This is a genomic window from Blastocatellia bacterium (genome assembly GCA_016713405.1).
Classification (GTDB): Bacteria; Acidobacteriota; Blastocatellia; order Chloracidobacteriales; family JADJPF01; genus JADJPF01.
The window spans coordinates 127153-143529 of the sequence record JADJPF010000024.1 but is presented as its reverse complement, the minus strand read 5'-3'; the positions used below and the strand labels follow the sequence as shown (position 1 = coordinate 143529).

The 16377-nt window shown below is 34.6% G+C and carries 13 protein-coding genes and 1 pseudogene; 9 read left to right on the top strand and 5 right to left on the bottom strand.

What is annotated here, in order from left to right; genetic code table 11:
* Positions 1-157 precede the first annotated feature (157 nt).
* The 3 genes from IPK14_24735 to IPK14_24725 are packed head-to-tail and all read left to right on the top strand — an operon-like array spanning position 158 to position 3309.
* Positions 158-1372 carry an efflux RND transporter periplasmic adaptor subunit gene (locus tag IPK14_24735; protein ID MBK7996457.1) on the top strand — a complete coding sequence of 405 codons (1215 nt, stop codon included), beginning with the start codon at positions 158-160 and terminating at the stop codon, positions 1370-1372.
* Positions 1373-1384: 12 nt separating this feature from the next.
* Positions 1385-2416, top strand: coding sequence for a dienelactone hydrolase family protein (locus IPK14_24730; protein MBK7996456.1), 1032 nt, complete (start codon positions 1385-1387; stop codon positions 2414-2416).
* 26 nt (positions 2417-2442) lie between these two features.
* The gene (locus IPK14_24725) at positions 2443-3309 is read left to right on the top strand and encodes a formylglycine-generating enzyme family protein (protein ID MBK7996455.1); all 867 of its coding nucleotides are present in this window, start codon (positions 2443-2445) and stop codon (positions 3307-3309) included.
* 150 nt (positions 3310-3459) lie between these two features.
* Here the strand turns inward: IPK14_24725 and IPK14_24720 are convergent, their stop codons facing one another.
* Both IPK14_24720 and IPK14_24715 read right to left on the bottom strand, forming a co-directional pair.
* Complete coding sequence (locus tag IPK14_24720) at positions 3460-4497, bottom strand: potassium channel protein (protein ID MBK7996454.1); 1038 nt, start codon at positions 4495-4497, stop codon at positions 3460-3462.
* Positions 4497-6377: a protein phosphatase 2C domain-containing protein gene (locus IPK14_24715; GenBank protein MBK7996453.1), complete on the bottom strand. Its 1881-nt coding sequence runs from the start codon at positions 6375-6377 to the stop codon at positions 4497-4499. Before IPK14_24715 ends, IPK14_24720 begins: the two co-directional genes overlap by 1 nt.
* Positions 6378-6686: 309 nt before the next feature.
* Here IPK14_24715 and IPK14_24710 point away from each other — a divergent pair, with 309 nt between their 5' ends.
* From IPK14_24710 to IPK14_24700, 3 genes are all read left to right on the top strand, one after another.
* A complete protein-coding gene (locus IPK14_24710; protein ID MBK7996452.1) occupies positions 6687-8597 on the top strand; it encodes an ABC-F family ATP-binding cassette domain-containing protein in 1911 nt (636 codons plus the stop codon).
* A gap of 319 nt (positions 8598-8916) precedes the next feature.
* Positions 8917-11229 carry a glycogen-debranching protein gene (locus tag IPK14_24705; protein MBK7996451.1) on the top strand — a complete coding sequence of 771 codons (2313 nt, stop codon included), beginning with the start codon at positions 8917-8919 and terminating at the stop codon, positions 11227-11229.
* A gap of 161 nt (positions 11230-11390) precedes the next feature.
* Positions 11391-12179, top strand: coding sequence for a hypothetical protein (locus IPK14_24700; GenBank protein ID MBK7996450.1), 789 nt, complete (start codon positions 11391-11393; stop codon positions 12177-12179).
* A 2-nt stretch (positions 12180-12181) separates the two neighbouring features.
* Here the strand turns inward: IPK14_24700 and IPK14_24695 are convergent, their stop codons facing one another.
* Genes IPK14_24695 through IPK14_24685 form a run of 3 tightly spaced genes read right to left on the bottom strand, consistent with a single transcriptional unit; the run spans position 12182 to position 14288 of the window.
* Positions 12182-13474, bottom strand: a complete 1293-nt coding sequence (locus IPK14_24695; protein ID MBK7996449.1) for an HD domain-containing protein — start codon at positions 13472-13474, stop codon at positions 12182-12184.
* Positions 13475-13481: 7 nt separating this feature from the next.
* Positions 13482-13685, bottom strand: a complete 204-nt coding sequence (locus tag IPK14_24690) for a hypothetical protein (GenBank protein ID MBK7996448.1) — start codon at positions 13683-13685, stop codon at positions 13482-13484.
* 36 nt (positions 13686-13721) lie between these two features.
* Positions 13722-14288 carry a sigma-70 family RNA polymerase sigma factor gene (locus tag IPK14_24685; protein MBK7996447.1) on the bottom strand — a complete coding sequence of 189 codons (567 nt, stop codon included), beginning with the start codon at positions 14286-14288 and terminating at the stop codon, positions 13722-13724.
* Positions 14289-14536: 248 nt separating this feature from the next.
* Between IPK14_24685 and IPK14_24680 the strand changes: the two genes are divergently transcribed.
* The 3 genes and pseudogenes from IPK14_24680 to IPK14_24670 all read left to right on the top strand — a co-directional run bounded on the left by IPK14_24680 (position 14537) and on the right by IPK14_24670 (position 16321).
* On the top strand, positions 14537-15382 hold the full coding sequence (locus IPK14_24680) for an alpha/beta hydrolase (protein ID MBK7996446.1): 846 nt from the start codon (positions 14537-14539) through the stop codon (positions 15380-15382).
* 5 nt (positions 15383-15387) lie between these two features.
* Entirely contained in the window at positions 15388-15822 is a 435-nt protein-coding gene (locus IPK14_24675) for a DUF2752 domain-containing protein (GenBank protein ID MBK7996445.1), read from the top strand.
* A 2-nt stretch (positions 15823-15824) separates the two neighbouring features.
* A pseudogene (locus IPK14_24670) lies at positions 15825-16321 on the top strand (GNAT family N-acetyltransferase).
* Positions 16322-16377 lie beyond the last annotated feature (56 nt).

Here is a 16377-nt window from a genome sequence, read left to right as displayed (position 1 = left end):
AAATAGGGGTACAAAATTTTGTATCCCTATTACACCAAACTTTACTGCTCTACCAAAAGATATTTGCTGCTTTAGTCCAAAGTTAATAAGCCTTGCAACAAATCAACTATACTTTATAATTTCAGAAAAAGATTTTTCATAAATTACTAAGTTTCCCATGAAAAAACTAGCTTTACTCCTATCTATATTAACTACTTTAGTATTATCTTTTAGTTATATTTTTATATCTACAACAAATACTAAAGCAACTACTGAAACCAAATTAGAAAATAAGATAGAAAATAAAGAAAATCCTCCTGTAAACCTAATTACACTTGATAAAGAATCTCAGCTACTTTTTAAGCTTCGTACAACACCAGCAACTAACAAAATAATAAATAATGGTTTTCAAGTACCAGCTACAATTAAATTACGGCCTCAATCCCAAGCAACTATAAGCAGTTCTGTTACTGGACTACTAAAAATGAAAAGAATTATTACTGTAGGAGATCTGGTAAAAAAAGATGAAGTTATTGCTACTGTTCAACAACCACTTAATGTAGCTGACCAAATTACTTTAGACGCTTACCAAATAGAGCAACGTAGCCGCCGAATTAAAGTAGAAGACGATGTAGACCATACGCGTAAATTATTAGTAATTGCTAATGTAGAATTAACAAGAGTAAAAAAACTTTATGAAGCTGGTGCTACTTCTTTAAAACGTTTACAAGAAGCAGAACAAAAGGTTGAATTTGCTTCTATAGAAGCCGCTCATGCTATACGTAATTTAATTGATCTTGGACAAAAAGATAAAAACTTTGACTCAAATCTTACAATCAAATCTCCTCTTACAGGAATTGTTGCTTCATTAAATGCTACTAATGGCGAGCAAGTAGAAAGTGGTAAAACATTACTTACAATTGTTGATTTATCAAATGTTTGGGTAGAAGCACAAATTTTTGAAAATGACTTACCTAAGCTATATAACGCTACTAATATTAATTATCAAATACCTGCAATAGATAGTAAAATAAATACTTTACCTGTAAGAACAAACTTCTTTAACTTAGCTACAAATGTTAATCCTACAACTCGGATGGTAGCAGTATATTTTGAAATTCCAAATCCAGAAAATAAATTAATAGATGGGCTTATTGTAAAACTAGATATTAATAGCAGCGAAAAGATAGAAAGATTAACCGTACCAACTCAAGCAATAATAATAGAAAATGAACAAAAAATAGTTTTTGTTTATAAAGGCGGAGAACAATTTGAAAAACGTGTAATTACAACAGGAATAGAAACAGAAGAAAATACAGAAATTCTTACTGGGTTAAGCCTAGGAGAAAGAGTAGTAGTAGAAGGAATTTATCAATTAAGAGCAAAAAAATGAGGTATTAAAATTGTGAATGTATTAAGAAAAGTTTTATTAGTATCAATTCTATTAACTTATATTATCTTCCCTATTTTAGCTCAAGATAATGCTGAAAACTCTTCTCGTCCTAGACGTGCTAACATTACTGGCGCACCACGTACTATGGAAGATGTAAGAAAATTTGAGCAGGCAATAGCACGTAATAAACAAATAGTGGGTTTTGTTTCTTATTATTATGATGGTTGTTATAATTTAGCAGCACTTAATGCACTGTTAGGAAATAAAGAAGAAGCAATAAAATGGTTAGAAAAGGCTGTAGAAAAAGGATTAATTGACACCGAGATAATTAATAATGACCCTGATATAGATTCATTAAAAACAGAAAAAAACTTTTCTGAGATTCTTAAGTTAACCGAAGAAACAAAAAGCAACTTAGCTAGAAGCACTCCATTTACAGTTGAAAATAATTTACAAACTGATGGCAAAAAGAAATTACCGCTTCTTGTAGTTTTACATGGAGAAACAGAAAATGCCTCTAATTTATTTCAACTCTGGGATTCACTTGCCAAAAAAAATCAAGTAGTGTTAATTGCTCCACAAGCTCTTTATACAATTGGTGATGGGCATTATCAATGGGGAACAATGGCTGAAGGGCGAGAGATAGTTGCAAAAGCTATTGCAGAAGCAGAAAAAAAATATCCTGTTGATACAAATAAAATTTATGTTATGGGTTTTTCTCAGGGTGCAACCTTAGCCTTAAATATGGCTTTATCTACTCCAGAACGTTTTGCAGGTGTTATTGCTGTTGCTCCTCGGTATCTACATAAACTTGTTGCTCTGGAGAAAATCAAAAAATACTCCCCAGCAGTTTACTTAGCTAATGGAGAAAATGAGGATCCTCATATTTTAGCCAACAATCAGCTAGCTAAAAACTTGTTAACTGATGCAGGCTTAAAAGTAGAATTAAAGCTTTTTCGTAACACTGGACATGCCTTTCCAGCTAACCCATCCCTAGAACTAGAAAAAGCTTTAACTTGGATAGAACAAAACAAAAAGCAATAAAAAGTAATAGCAAAGGTGTTAAAAAAATGGCTAATAAAAATTTTTACTTAAAAAACTTTATTTTATTTCTTACTATTTTTTTACTATTCTTTAGTTTTTCTTGTAAAAAGAGTAAACCTGGAGATGATCGCCGAGTTACACCACTTGAAAAACCTTTAACAAAAGTTAGTGAAAAATATGGGATAAAATTTGAGGATTATTTAATTCCAGAAACAATTTCTATTCCTGCCGGTCAATTTATGATGGGTAGTGATCAGGAAGAAGAAATCCCAAAAGAAGAACAACCCCGCCATAATGTTACACTTAAAGCTTTTGAAATTGGACGTTTAGAAGTAACTAATGCTCAATATGCAGATTTTGTTAAAGCTACAGGTTATGAAAATCCAAAATGGCAAGAAACTAATAGCGAACGTGTAAGTAATATGCCTGCAATGGCAATAAGTTGGGAAGATGCTCAGGTTTATTGTAAATGGCTTTCAGATATTACCCAAAAAACCTACCGACTCCCAACAGAAGCAGAATGGGAATATGCTGCTGGTGGTGCGCAATCAGTAAAATTTAGCTGGGGTAATCCCTGGGATCCAACCCAAGCCAACGTTGCAGGAGAAAAAAAAGCTATCATTCAATCAGCAAGTTATCCTGCTAATGCTTTTGGCCTTTATGATATGACTGGAAATATTTGGGAGTGGTGCGAAGATTTCTTTGATGCAGAATTCTATAAAAATAGCCCAGCAGAAAACCCTGTTAAATCAAGTGAAGAATCTGTCTCCCGTGTCCAAAGGGGTGGAGCATGGAATAGTGGGGAAAAATATGCTCGTATCTCTTTTCGTAGTCGCAATGGACAAAGTGTTAGATCAGAAACTACAGGTTTTAGAGTTGTGTTAGCTCCTTAGACCTTTTAGACCCACCAGCCAGGTCTATTATTAAAAGACCTTCTAGGGCTAAAACAAATAAACCTTCTATGCTGCATATTTGATAATAGCCAAGTCCTTTAGGGCTTGGCTAAATTGTTTGGCTAAACTGTTTGGCTAAATTGGCTAAAATTATCTTCCCACTAATTTAGTTAAACTTTCTATTTGTTTAACATCACCCATAACAATTAAAGTGTCTTCTGCTTCAAATCTTGTATCTGGATTTGGATTATAAATATACTTCTCACTATTAACACGCTTCATAGCAATAACTATTAGACCCGTTTTACGGCCAATATCTGAATAGCGTAGAGTATTACCAACCAAGGAAGAACCTACTGGTAAACTTACTCCTTCAATCCTAATAGTAGAGCTTTGATCGCGCATCATTACATCCAAAAAACTTACTACTGCGGGACGTAGCATAACGGAGGCCATTCTCAAGCCTCCAATATAATTAGGAGCAACTACGGTTTCAGCACCAGCAATTTTTAATTTATGTTCTGACTCTTTTTCTACAACACGCGAAACTATTCTAATATTTTTATTTAGACCTTTAGCAGTTAACACAACAAAAACATTGTCCCGATCACTATGAAGTGCAGTAACAAGACCTTGAGCGCGTTCAATTCCTGCACTTACCAATATAGAGTCTCTAGTAGCATCACCTAAAATAAATGGAACAGCTAAATCTTTAACACTTTCTATTTTTTCTGGATCTAATTCTATCATTACAAAAGGAGTTTTAGTTTTAGCAAATTCTATTGCAATATATCGACCTGTTTCGCCTACTCCACATAAAATGTAATGGTTGGAAAGCTTTTCTATTTCCTTTTGCATTCTACGTCTCCCAATTAAACCTATTAATTGGCCTTCAATGATAAAACTAGCTATTACACTTAAGCTATAACCAATAATACCAATACCAGTAACTATTAAAAAGATTGTAAAAACTCGTCCCTTAATTGTAAGTGGATTAACTTCACCATAACCAATAGAAGTTAAAGTAATTATGGTCATATAAAGAGAGTCAAAAACATTCCAGCCTTCTATTAGTTGATAGCCAATTACACCAAAAAAAACTACTGCCATCATTAAAATAGCAGCAGTAATTACACGTTTTCTATAAAATTGGTCATCAGCGAGTAAAGCTAATTTTCTATCACTCATTAGGTCATTAAATTACGAAAGACAAAAAGGCGACCATAAATTTTTCCACTCTCATCACGAACTGGTGAACTATAACGCTTAATTTTATTTGTTCCTCGTTTTTCTAAACGTGTCTTTATCTCATCTTCTACTACCATATCAGGGTTGTTAATTAATTCTATAAAACGTTGTAATTGTTGGTCAGAGTTTTCATATATATGTTGAATTTTCTTAAGCAATGCACGATAGCCAAAACCTACAACATTATCTAGTTGAACTTTATGAAAATTAACAAAAGTTTCATTTACTGCTGTCACCCATCCAGCAGTATCCATAATTAAAATTCCATCACTAACAGCATCCAAAACATTTTGGAAAATATCCTGGCGAGTTTTTGCTAGAGCATCCATTTCCATTTGTAGTTGTAAACTATTAGCCTCATTGACAGCACTTTCATAACGTAGGGTATCCATTTGTTTAGCGCGTTCAATTCTAGGCTTCATTCTAATCAAAACTTCTTTTTCATCAACAGGCATTATTAAATAGTCATCTGCCCCATTTTCTAAACCTTCGATGATATGTTTTTTCTGACTATATTCAGAAGAAATTAAAATTATAGGAATATTTCGGAAGCGTGGGTTTCCTCTTAGAGTTATACAAACACCCATACCAGTAATTTTTGGCAGTTCTACCATAGCAATAATTAAGCGGGGTTGTTCAGTAATTGCTTTAGCTAAACCTTCTTCACCATCTATTGCAGTAATTACCTCATAATAAGGCTTAAGCATAAACTCAAAAGAGAGTAAATCTTCATGACTTGCGCAAAGTACCAAGACGCGCTCTCTAGTTCCAGTATTAGGGGCATAAATTTCGTTTAGGTCAACTTGTGGGGCTTGTTCTACTTCGGCAGTAATTTCTTTTTCTGATAAAGCTGGTGCTGAAGAGCTATCAAACTCTGCTGTAACTCCTGGTGAAGGTGGTAGTTTTGAGGTAGGTGTTAAATAAGAATATGTACGAGCAAAGTCTGGCTCTGTAACTGCTGGTGTTTCTATGGGTTGTGATTCTGCAAATTCTTGTCCATATTCAAGTGAAGCTAAAATCAAAGTTATATTATCTTTGCCTCCATGAGCATTAGCTGCGTCTAGTAAAGTACGACAGCCATCTTCTATTGTAGGAGCATTCATAATTAATTCCTGCATTAGCTCATCTCGAAGCATTCCAGAAAGCCCATCAGAACAAACCAAAATTTGATCTCCATCATAAAGATCAATTGTTGATGTAACAGGGTAAACTGTAGGTTCTGCACCTAAAGATTGTAAAATAACATGTCGGTAAGGATGTGTTTCTGCCTCTTCAGGCTGAATAATCCCTGAATCTATAAGAGTTTGTACCATTGATTGGTCTTTGGTAAGGCGAAAAATATGTCCATTACGAACTACATAAGCACGTGAGTCTCCAACCTGAACAATATGAGCATGATTGGTTTCTATTAATAAAGCTGTTAAGGTTGCTCCCATTCCTTGTTCTTGTGCATTACGTTGAGAGCGTGACCAAATAGCCCAATTAGCTTTCTTTGTAATTTCAGCTAATACTTCAGCACCAAGTTGTTTATACTCACGGTTAAGTAGTTCATTTTGAAATACTTCTACAGTAACTTGGCTAGCAACTTCTCCAGCATTACGTCCGCCCATTCCATCACTAACAAGCAAAAGTGTTCCACGATCGCTAATAGCAAATTGTGATAGTTGTGAGGCTTTAGGAATATATTTAATATTTAGGTCAGCAATCAAAAAATTGTCTTCGTTGTTTTGTCTTACTCGCCCAACATCTGTTAAACCAACAACATGGACTATATTTCCACCTGGTGAGCCATTAGGTTGGTTTTCTCCCCATTGCGTCATGTGATTACATCCCTACTACTTTAATTTATCTTTAAAATTTTTAATAATTTGGTAACAAGAAATTAGCAAAAATATTTTTAGCATAAAAACAAACTTTATGGTTAAAAATTTTATAGCTATTTAGTTCTATTTAGATAAGATAAGTATTTTTAACAGCAACAAATTAACTATGAGTTGTTAACGTCTAATTCAGTTTGCCTAAAGTTAGCCGAACTTGTGCCTAAAGTCTACTTACATTTGCTTGCATGAAAACAAAATACCTTCTAACTTATTGCGGTAAAATAGCAATTCTAAAACTTCTAGGATTTTATGAATTTACTTAGTTTAAGCCAAATTAGTCAAACTTATGACTTAAAACCTGTCTTACAAGACATTACACTAGCAATAGATACTAATGAAAGAGTTGGAATTATTGGAGCTAATGGTTCTGGTAAAACTACTCTATTTAAGATTATTGCTGGGGAACTTACTGCTTCCTCTGGTAGCGTTTCTATCCGTCGAGGTATTCAATTAGGGCTACTAGCTCAAGAACCAAAACTTGACCCTAATCTAACTATTAACCAAACCCTTAGTGCTAGTCTTAGCGAAATACAACAAGTTATTAGTGATTATCAATTAATTAATAATCAAATAGCTAATTGTCAAGATGAAGATGAGCTAAAAAAACTCCAACCACAACATGAACTAATAGAACAACGCTTAGAACAATTAGGAGGCTGGCAATACCAACATCGTATTGATACTATTTTGGGGTATTTAGACTTAAAGGCAGAGGATAAATTAATAAATAACTTAAGTGGTGGTGAACGTAAACGTGTAGCTTTAGCTTGTGCCTTAATTCAAAATCCAGATTTATTAATTCTAGATGAGCCTACTAACCATTTAGACGCTTACACCATTTCTTGGCTAGAACAATATTTAGATAATTACTCTGGCGCATTACTTTTAATTACTCACGACCGATATTTTTTAGATAACGTAGTTGACCGAATGATAGAAATAGATAGGGGTAGAACCATTAGCTACACAGGCGGCTATTCAGATTACCTAGCAGAACGCGCCCAAAAACAAGAAACTGCGGCTAAAGTACAAAATAAATTGCTTAATTTGCTTCGTAAGGAAGAAGCCTGGCTACGTCAAGGCGTTAGAGCTAGAGGAACTAAATCAAAATATCGTGTTCAAAATGTTTATGAACTTAGAGAAAAAGCCCGCCAAGAAGCAGAATATCAACTCCAAGGCCGCTTATCCTCCACTAAACGCTTAGGTAATACGGTTTTAGAAACAGAAAAATTAACAGTTTATTTTCAAGAACAACTTTTAGTAAAAGAGCTTGACTTTATTATGGTTAAAGGAGATCGTGTAGCAATAGTTGGGCCAAATGGCTGTGGGAAAACTACTCTACTTAAAACCTTAATTGGAATGCTTCCTGCTACATCTGGAAAAATTGTCTTGGGTAAAAACACTGAAATAGCTTACTTTGCTCAAGATCGTCTAGATTTAGATGGAGAAATGACGGTTTGGAAATATTTAGCTGAAAATGCAGAAACAATAAAAGTAGGTTCAGAGTTTCGCAATATTAGATCTTACTTAAGTGATTTTAAGTTTGATAGCAATAAATTACTTAGCAAAATTCACACACTTAGCGGAGGAGAAAAAAACCGGTTAGTTTTAGCTAAATTACTTTTAACTAGCACTAATTTATTAGTTTTAGATGAACCTACTAATGATTTAGATATTGATACTTTACAATGGTTAGAACAAGCATTAATAGATTTTCCTGGCTGTGTTTTATTTGTCTCTCATGATCGTTTCTTTTTAGATAAAGTAGCAACATCTGTGCTAGTTTTTGAAGAAAAGGCTAAAGTAACTCGTTATGCTGGTAACTATAGCTTATACAAAGAGTTATATAGCACCCCTACTTCTAGTAATGAACAAACTATTTCTAAAACAACCCCCACTACACAAGTTGTTGAGAAAAAAGCAAATGCACGAAAAGGACTTTCTTATAAAGAACAACAAGAATTAACAGCACTCGAAACACAACTAGCGTCATTAGAAGAAGAAATCAAAACCCTTGAACTCCAACTTAGCGATCCTATAAGCTATGGATTAAATCATCAACAACTAGCCGAACTCGGCCAACAACTAGAACCACGTCAAAATCAACTTGATCAACTCTATCAACGTTGGTTGGAATTAGAGGAAAAGAAAAATAATTGATGCTCTTCTGAAAATACTTAGTATTTTTATCTTAGAGCTATTGTTATCAACATTTCAGTTGATATAAACTGTTTATTTTTATTGCCCCTCAAATAAAAATTATTTAAATCAATAACTTAACTCTTAACGCTCAAACTTAAAAACTTATTTCGCTGTATTTTTTAGCGCAGTTACAAATTACGTGAGAATACTTTAATCCCAAAACTAATATTTTTTAAAGGAAGCAAAAACCTATATGAAATTTCCTTGGTCAATGAGTAGTAAAAACTTTTTATGTATATTGTTAATAACTATTTTAATTTCAACATTTAATTGGTTAATGCTAGAAGCAAGTGCTGATAGTCAAAAAATTAAAAGTGTTGGCAATACTGAGTATAATGTTACGGCTAATCCATCTCAATTAGGTGCCTATTATGATGCCAATAAAACTAATATAACTTTTCGTGTCTATTCTTCTCGTGCAACTCGAATAGAAGTTTATCTTTATAGCTCTGCCACTGGTACACAAGAAAAAGTAAAATATGTATTAACCAAAAATTCCACTGATAATATTTGGTCTAAAACAGCTTCTGTATCAACATTGCAAAATAGCTATGGACTAAATGGAGTAATTTACTATGGTTATAGAGCTTGGGGCCCAAACTGGCCTTACAATTCTAGTTGGACAAAAGGTTCTACTACAGGTTTTATTTCTGATGTAGATGCAAATGGAAATCGTTTTAACCCCAACAAACTATTAGTCGATCCTTACACTTTAGAAATAAGCCATGATCCTGTTACTACAACACAAACTGATGGAACAATTTATGCGTCTGGCCCGATTTATCGTAGTATTGACACTGGTTCAAAAGCACCAAAAAGCATAGTTTTAGCACCTGATGTTTTAGCTAATTCGGCTGGAATTGGTGTTAAGCCAACACGTCCATTAAAAGATGATGTTATTTATGAAGTTCATGTACGTGGCTTAACTAAGCAAGATAATAGCATTCCTGCTGCTTACCGAGGTACTTATAAGGGTGCGGCAATGAAGGCTGCATATTTAGCTAGTTTAGGCGTTACTGCAATTGAATTTTTACCTGTACATGAATCTCCAAATGATAACAATGATATTAATCCAAACAGCAATGCAGATGGGGATAATTATTGGGGATATGTCACGCTTAATTTTTTTGCGCCTGATCGTCGTTATGCTTATGATAAAAGTCCTGGTGGCCCGACACGTGAATTTAAGGACATGGTAAAAGCTTTTCATGATCAAGGAATCAAAGTCTATATTGATGTTGTTTATAACCATACTGGCGAAGGCTACGCATATAGCCCTACAGATAAAAACACCTATAACATTATTTCTTGGCGAGGTTTAGATAACCCAACCTATCATTCACTAACTGCTGATTTTCAAAATTCTTGGGATAACACTGGTGTTGGAGGTAACTTTAATACCTTAAATCCTATTGCACAAAATCTAATTGTTGATTCCCTACTTTATTGGCGTGACAAAATGGGACTAGATGGTTTTCGTTTTGATTTAGCTTCTGTTTTAGGCAACACCTGTCAACATGGTTGTTTCAATTATGACAAACTTAACCCTGCAACAGCATTAAACCGTATTGCTAGAGATCTTTCACCTCGTCCCGCTAATGGTGGTAGTGGAGTTGATCTAATGGCTGAACCTTATGGTGTTGGTGGTAATACTTATCAAGTAGGTAACTATCCTGCTGGCTGGTCAGAATGGAACGGAATTTATAGAGACACAATCCGTAAATCTCAAAATAAATTAGGTCTTGAGCCAATAACTACAGGTCAATTAGCTAGCCGTTTTGCTGGTTCTTCAGACCTTTTTGGTGATGATGGCCGTAAGCCTTGGAACTCTGTCAATTACTTAGTAGTGCATGATGGTTTTACCTTAAAAGATCTTTACACCTATAACACCCAAAATAATAATCAAGCTTGGCCTTTTGGCCCTTCAGATGGTGGAGCAAGTATTAATGATAGTTGGGATCAAAATGGTGTTCTAGCCGATCAACGTCGTGCGGCTCGCTCAGGATTTAGTTTATTAATGTTAAGTGCTGGAACTCCTATTTTTAATGGTGGTGATGAATTTTTACGCACTTTACAAGGTAACAATAATGCTTATAACCTAGATTCTCCAGGTAATTGGCTTAACTATACCCTAAGTTCTACACAAACAGCTTTCCAAACTTTCTGCCAAAAAATGATTGCTTTTCGTAAAGCTCACCCTTCACTACGTCCAGTGAATTTTTACTCTGGTGTAGACAATAACTCTAATGTTATGGAGCAACTCCGTTGGTTTAAACCTGATGGTGGCGTAGCAGATGGAGCTTATTTTGATAACCCAAATAACCGCTCAATTGCTTATCGTCTGGATGGTACAGAGTTTGGTGATTCTGCTAGTGCTATTTATATTGCTTATAATGGTTGGCAAAATCTAGTAGACTTTCGCTTACCTTGGCCCGGTACTGGTAAAAATTGGTATCGTGTGCTAGATAGTTCTAGTTGGAATGAAGCTAATGGAAATATTACAAATCCTGGTAGCGAAACATTTATTGGTGGTGAAAATACTGTTTATGGCTTACATGGAAGAGGCGTATTAGTATTAATTGCTAAATAACTAGTGATTATTGCTTTTTTATAGCTGAGGAGCAAAAAGTTTAGTATTTGTGGCTTTTTCCTCCTCCTACAAAAACAAGACGATTTTTCTATTTTTTTTAGCTACAATAAGTCATCAATTTTATTTTAATAACTTGTTTATTTTAGAAAGGGTTATTAGCAATGTCTTGGAAAAAAGCTTTGTTGGCTAGCGTTTTTGTACTTATTAGCAGTGTTTTTGCTTTTGCTCAAATAACAGAAATGCCTCCTCCACCGCTTCCTGATGCTGCTCTGCTGGCTGACATTCTCCAAGCTAGCGAAAATCTTCATAAACAAGGCCAGGCTATAGAATTTAAAGAAACTGTTAGTTTTCGTCTTGCTGCTGTTTTACCAGAAGGACGACAAACCCGCAATATACCTAATAGAAATGTTGATTATCGTCAATCGGCTGATTATGCCGTCCGCGCTCGTCAAGGACAAATCCTAGAAAAAAATCTAATTGAAGTACATCAACCGCCTCGCTTTGGACTAAATGCGCTTTTTAAGGTAATTGATATTCCTACCCTTCAAGAAACTTTGCCACCTGTAGCATCATTAAAAACCGCCTTTTTACTTTTTCTTAGTAAAGACTTTGTAAATGGTTATAAGGAAGTTGAAAGAGAAAAAGTAAATGGTCGTGAAGCTGTAAAGCTAGCTTTGCGCTTTCGTCCTGGTCGTATTGCAATTGAAAACTGCTTTGTTTGGATAGATGAAAAAAACCATTTACCATTAAAAGCAGAACTAAAAATAGGTGATATTGATCGTTATAGTAATGTAGTATTAAAAGTTTTACTTGAAGATGTTACTGACAATAAATTACCAGGCCGTATTACTCAAGAAGTAAGTTGTAGCACCTATGAAAATGGGATTCCAATCAGGTTAGAACATACTTCGGTTTATTCAGACTTAAAACCATTACCAAAAGAGCAATAACTCTATTTTTTTGATTCTTTTAGTAAGTTGTACATTTGTTCACTAACTTCTTTTGGAAAACAGAGTCTATCAATTTTAAACCCTTTCATTCCTCTAATTACATCAGATACAGCCGTGATTTCACATCTTTCATTATTGGCATGTCTTTTAGCTTCAATATAAATTTGTCCTTTTGGTTCAGCACTATTTGGGGAGTAGGGGCCAAAGTAAGGAATATCTGCCGCGCTATCTCTAAACAAGTAATAACTAGCAGGAAAACCTGCTTTAGTAATAATTTCACAAGCTTTAGTAAAAACTTCTGTTTCTTCAATTTCTGCCCAATTTATATCAATTGAGCCAAAGAGTCTACGATTAATAAATCGATTGCATAAATCTCTTAAAACAATGTCTTTTTCATTTATCCATTGCTTAATATGAAACATTATGTCGTGGTCATCTAGGCTTAAAAACTCTTTTGTAGTCATTAACCGGGCAGTCAACAATTTTGCAAGAGGTGAATCTTTTAGATAAAAGCTTAGGTCATTTGATTTTAATAATTCTACTGCACGACGTAAAATAGCAATTAGCATATTTTCTGAAGCTCTTAAGGAATGATGAAAATAGACTTGGCGAAACATATAAAATCGGGCTTGTAGATATTCTTCCACAGCATATAAACCTTTAGAAGAAACATAAATTCGCTGTTCCTGTGGGTCAAGTTTTATTGAGTGAATAATCCATTCCAAATCATAGTTGCCATACTTTGCACCAGTCATCAGGCTATCACGAAGCAAATAATCAAACCGGTCACAATCAAGCTGAGAGCTTACAAGTTGATGAGCATAGGCAGGCAAAAACTTATGCTCATAGATGTTTACTAGGGTTTTTGGTAGTTGAGGGTCATATTTAGAAAGGATTTGATTTACTTGTGTAGAGGGATCTAAAAGGATTTGCTTAGTCCAATTTTCATGACTTATAGCAGTAGCTTTTTCAATAACATGTGAAAATGGCCCATGTCCAATGTCATGAAGCAGTGCAGCAACACGAGCAGCAACGCGGATTTCTGGAGCAATATTATACTTTTCGGCTAGCTTATTTAGCACTCGTGTCATAATGTGCATAACACCAAGTGAATGAGTAAAACGACTATGTTCAGCACCTGGATAAGTATAAAGAGCTAATCCAAGTTGCTTAATTCGTCTTAATCTTTGAAATTCACAAGTGTCAATTAATGCAATTAGTAAACGATCACCATCTTGCACACTGTTAAGTGCAATAATGTTATGCACAGGATCACGATATATTCTTTCTGTCATTTAGCTATTAATCGCGTTCACTAGATTTATAGCTCAACATTTTCCACAATACATAAACAGCAGCCATCACAATAGCAACCATAAAAACAGTTTGGAGTAGGGCAAATATTTTTATTAATACATCCCAAAACAATACCCAAACAAAACTAAGGAAATAGTAACCTGCTACTACACCAACAAGCCCTAAAGTAATATTCTTTAATGCTTTCATAAATACTCCTTACCAAATTAAACCTAAGTAATTTAGCTAGGCAGAAACTTTCATTCTCCGTAGCACTTTAGCTAGCTCAATACGTCCGCGATTAATACGGGACTTTACAGTTCCTTCAGGAATTTTTAGTTTATCAACTATTTCTTGATAACTTAATTCTTCAATATCTCGCATAATTACACATTCTCGTAAATCAGGAGAGAGTTTATCAATTGCTGCTTGAACTTGTAGGGAACGTTCTTGGCGTTCAATACGACGATGAGGACTTTCAAAACCGCCGCTTAAATGATGAATATGGTCATCTAGGTCGTCGCTACTATCGGCTGGTTGACGGCGACGTTTTCTATAATCATCAATAATTAAATTGCGTGCTAGACGCATCAACCAATTAGATAAATCTCCAAGTTCTGGATCATACTGCTCTAGCGAACGATAGATACGAATAAAAACTTCTTGTGTTAAATCTTCAGCCGATTCATGCCTACTAGTAAAACGATAGGCGAGTTTATAAACACCGCGCGAGTATTCTCGCACAATTTGTTCCCAAGCATCTGTATCACCGCCACGACAACGGGTTATTAGTTCTAGGTCGCCTTCAGCCAAGATGTTTCTATCCCCAATAATTAAAATTATAGTATAAAAACTTAAGCTCAGTTTTTAATTTTTTGCTACTGCTGTTAATTGACGCTTAAGTAAGCGTGTGGTTCAATTAACAAAATTGTCTTATATAAAATGTTAGCAAGCATTGTAACGAGTAGAGACAAAAACTAGCAAGAGAAACTAAGCATAATTAGCTTTTAATTCTCCGAATTTTTACCATAAGTTAAGCCTAATTTTATATAAAAAAATTTATGTCATTTATTTCTCTTAATTCTACTAAAATCTACTATCAGATGATTGGCGAAGGTACACCAGTAGTTTTTATTAGTGGTTGGACACTTTCATGTGATTATTGGTTGCCACTGGTAGAAAAACTTAAACACAAACATTTATGCCTACTTTATGATGGACGGGGTTTTGGGCGTTCTCAACCTTTAGCGCAAGATGCTGGGGTTGAAATAGACGATCATGCTGAAGACCTTCATCAGTTAATTACTAGTCTTAGGCTTAAAGATGTAAATTTAGTAGGCCATGGTTTAGGTGTATGGACTGCCGCCCTATGTGCCAGGCAACATCCTCAAGATGTGCTTACTCTAACAGCACTTGCACCAGAAAGCGAAGCCTCTGCTAAAGATACTAAATCCGTAGAATTACCATCTTTTTGGCAACAAGCTAGCATTTTATTAAAAGACCTGGCTAAAGTTCCAATGATAGGAAATCTTGTAGCTTGGCGTTACCATAATGCTCCAGAACCATTTCGCTCACATCTTTATGAAGATTTTGCCAAAGCTGATCGTCGGGCTGCCTTCCACCTTTTAGCTAGCTGTATGGGAAATGACAACCGCCATCGTTTTGCACAAACTTTAGCTAATCTACATATTCCTATTTTATTAACTCGAGGCTCAGAAGATCGCATTTGCTCAACTCAACTTTTGCGCTCATTATTTGAGATTATCCATAGCGGTAAACTAGCAACCATTCGAGGATGTGATCATTTTCCAATGCTAGAATACACAGAAGAATTTGCTAATTTACTCTTAAGTTTTTTTGAGCAAAACGCTATTCTTAAACCAAACCAAGCTTTAACTCGTCGCTAATTTTTATGAGTGATATTAATAAATTAGTTGACCTAAAAATAGATGAAAAAATGTTGATTTGGTTAGTATTTGCTGGTTTTGGGACTGTTTTAGTAATTAGCTATTTTTACCAGGCCCCACCTAACCCTAAAACATCCCTATGTGCTTTTTATAATCTTACTCATTTGCCCTGTCCAGGATGCGGGCTAACTCGCTCATTTTGTGCTATTGCCAAAGGTCAATTTATTGCTGCATTTAACTTTCATTTACTTGGCCCAGCTTTATTTATAGCAACAACTTTAACTTGGCTAGCATCTCTCCTAGCAATCTTTGGAATAAATAAGCCTATTAAGTTTTTTTATCAATTATTTACTAAAGACTTATCAATAAAATTATTTGCTGTTATTTTAGCTATTTACTGGATAGCTAGATTAGGTGTTATAACTATTAGTAAATTTTAATTATGAATATTCATTTAGCAACTGAATCTGACTTTCAAGCTATATGGCCGATTTTCCAAGCGGTTATAGCCACAGAAACAACCTATGTTTTTGCTCCAACAACTTCTTATAAAGAAGCTTTTCCTATTGGTTTGGGCCTAAAATAAAATCTTTTGTAGTAGAAGATAACCAAAAAATTGTTGGTATGTATAAATTAATTGAAAACCAGCCTGGTCTAGGCTCTCATGTTGCTAATGCTTCTTTTATGGTAGATCCAAATTACAGCGCAAAAGGTCTTGGCAAAACAATGGGAATACATTGTCTTAAAGAAGCTAAAAAAATCGGATTTTTAGCTATGCAATTTAATTTTGTTGTTAGTAGCAATTTGCCAGCCGTTTCTTTATGGCAAAAACTTGGTTTTAATATTGTTGGAACATTACCAAAAGCTTTTAAGCATAAGGTTTTAGGTTATGTAGATGTTTTTGTTATGTATCGGTTTTTAGATGATATTGAGATTTGAGAGATTTAATGGAACTAATTAAGAGTGTTTATCTGCGGGGTGCGCTACTACTCTTA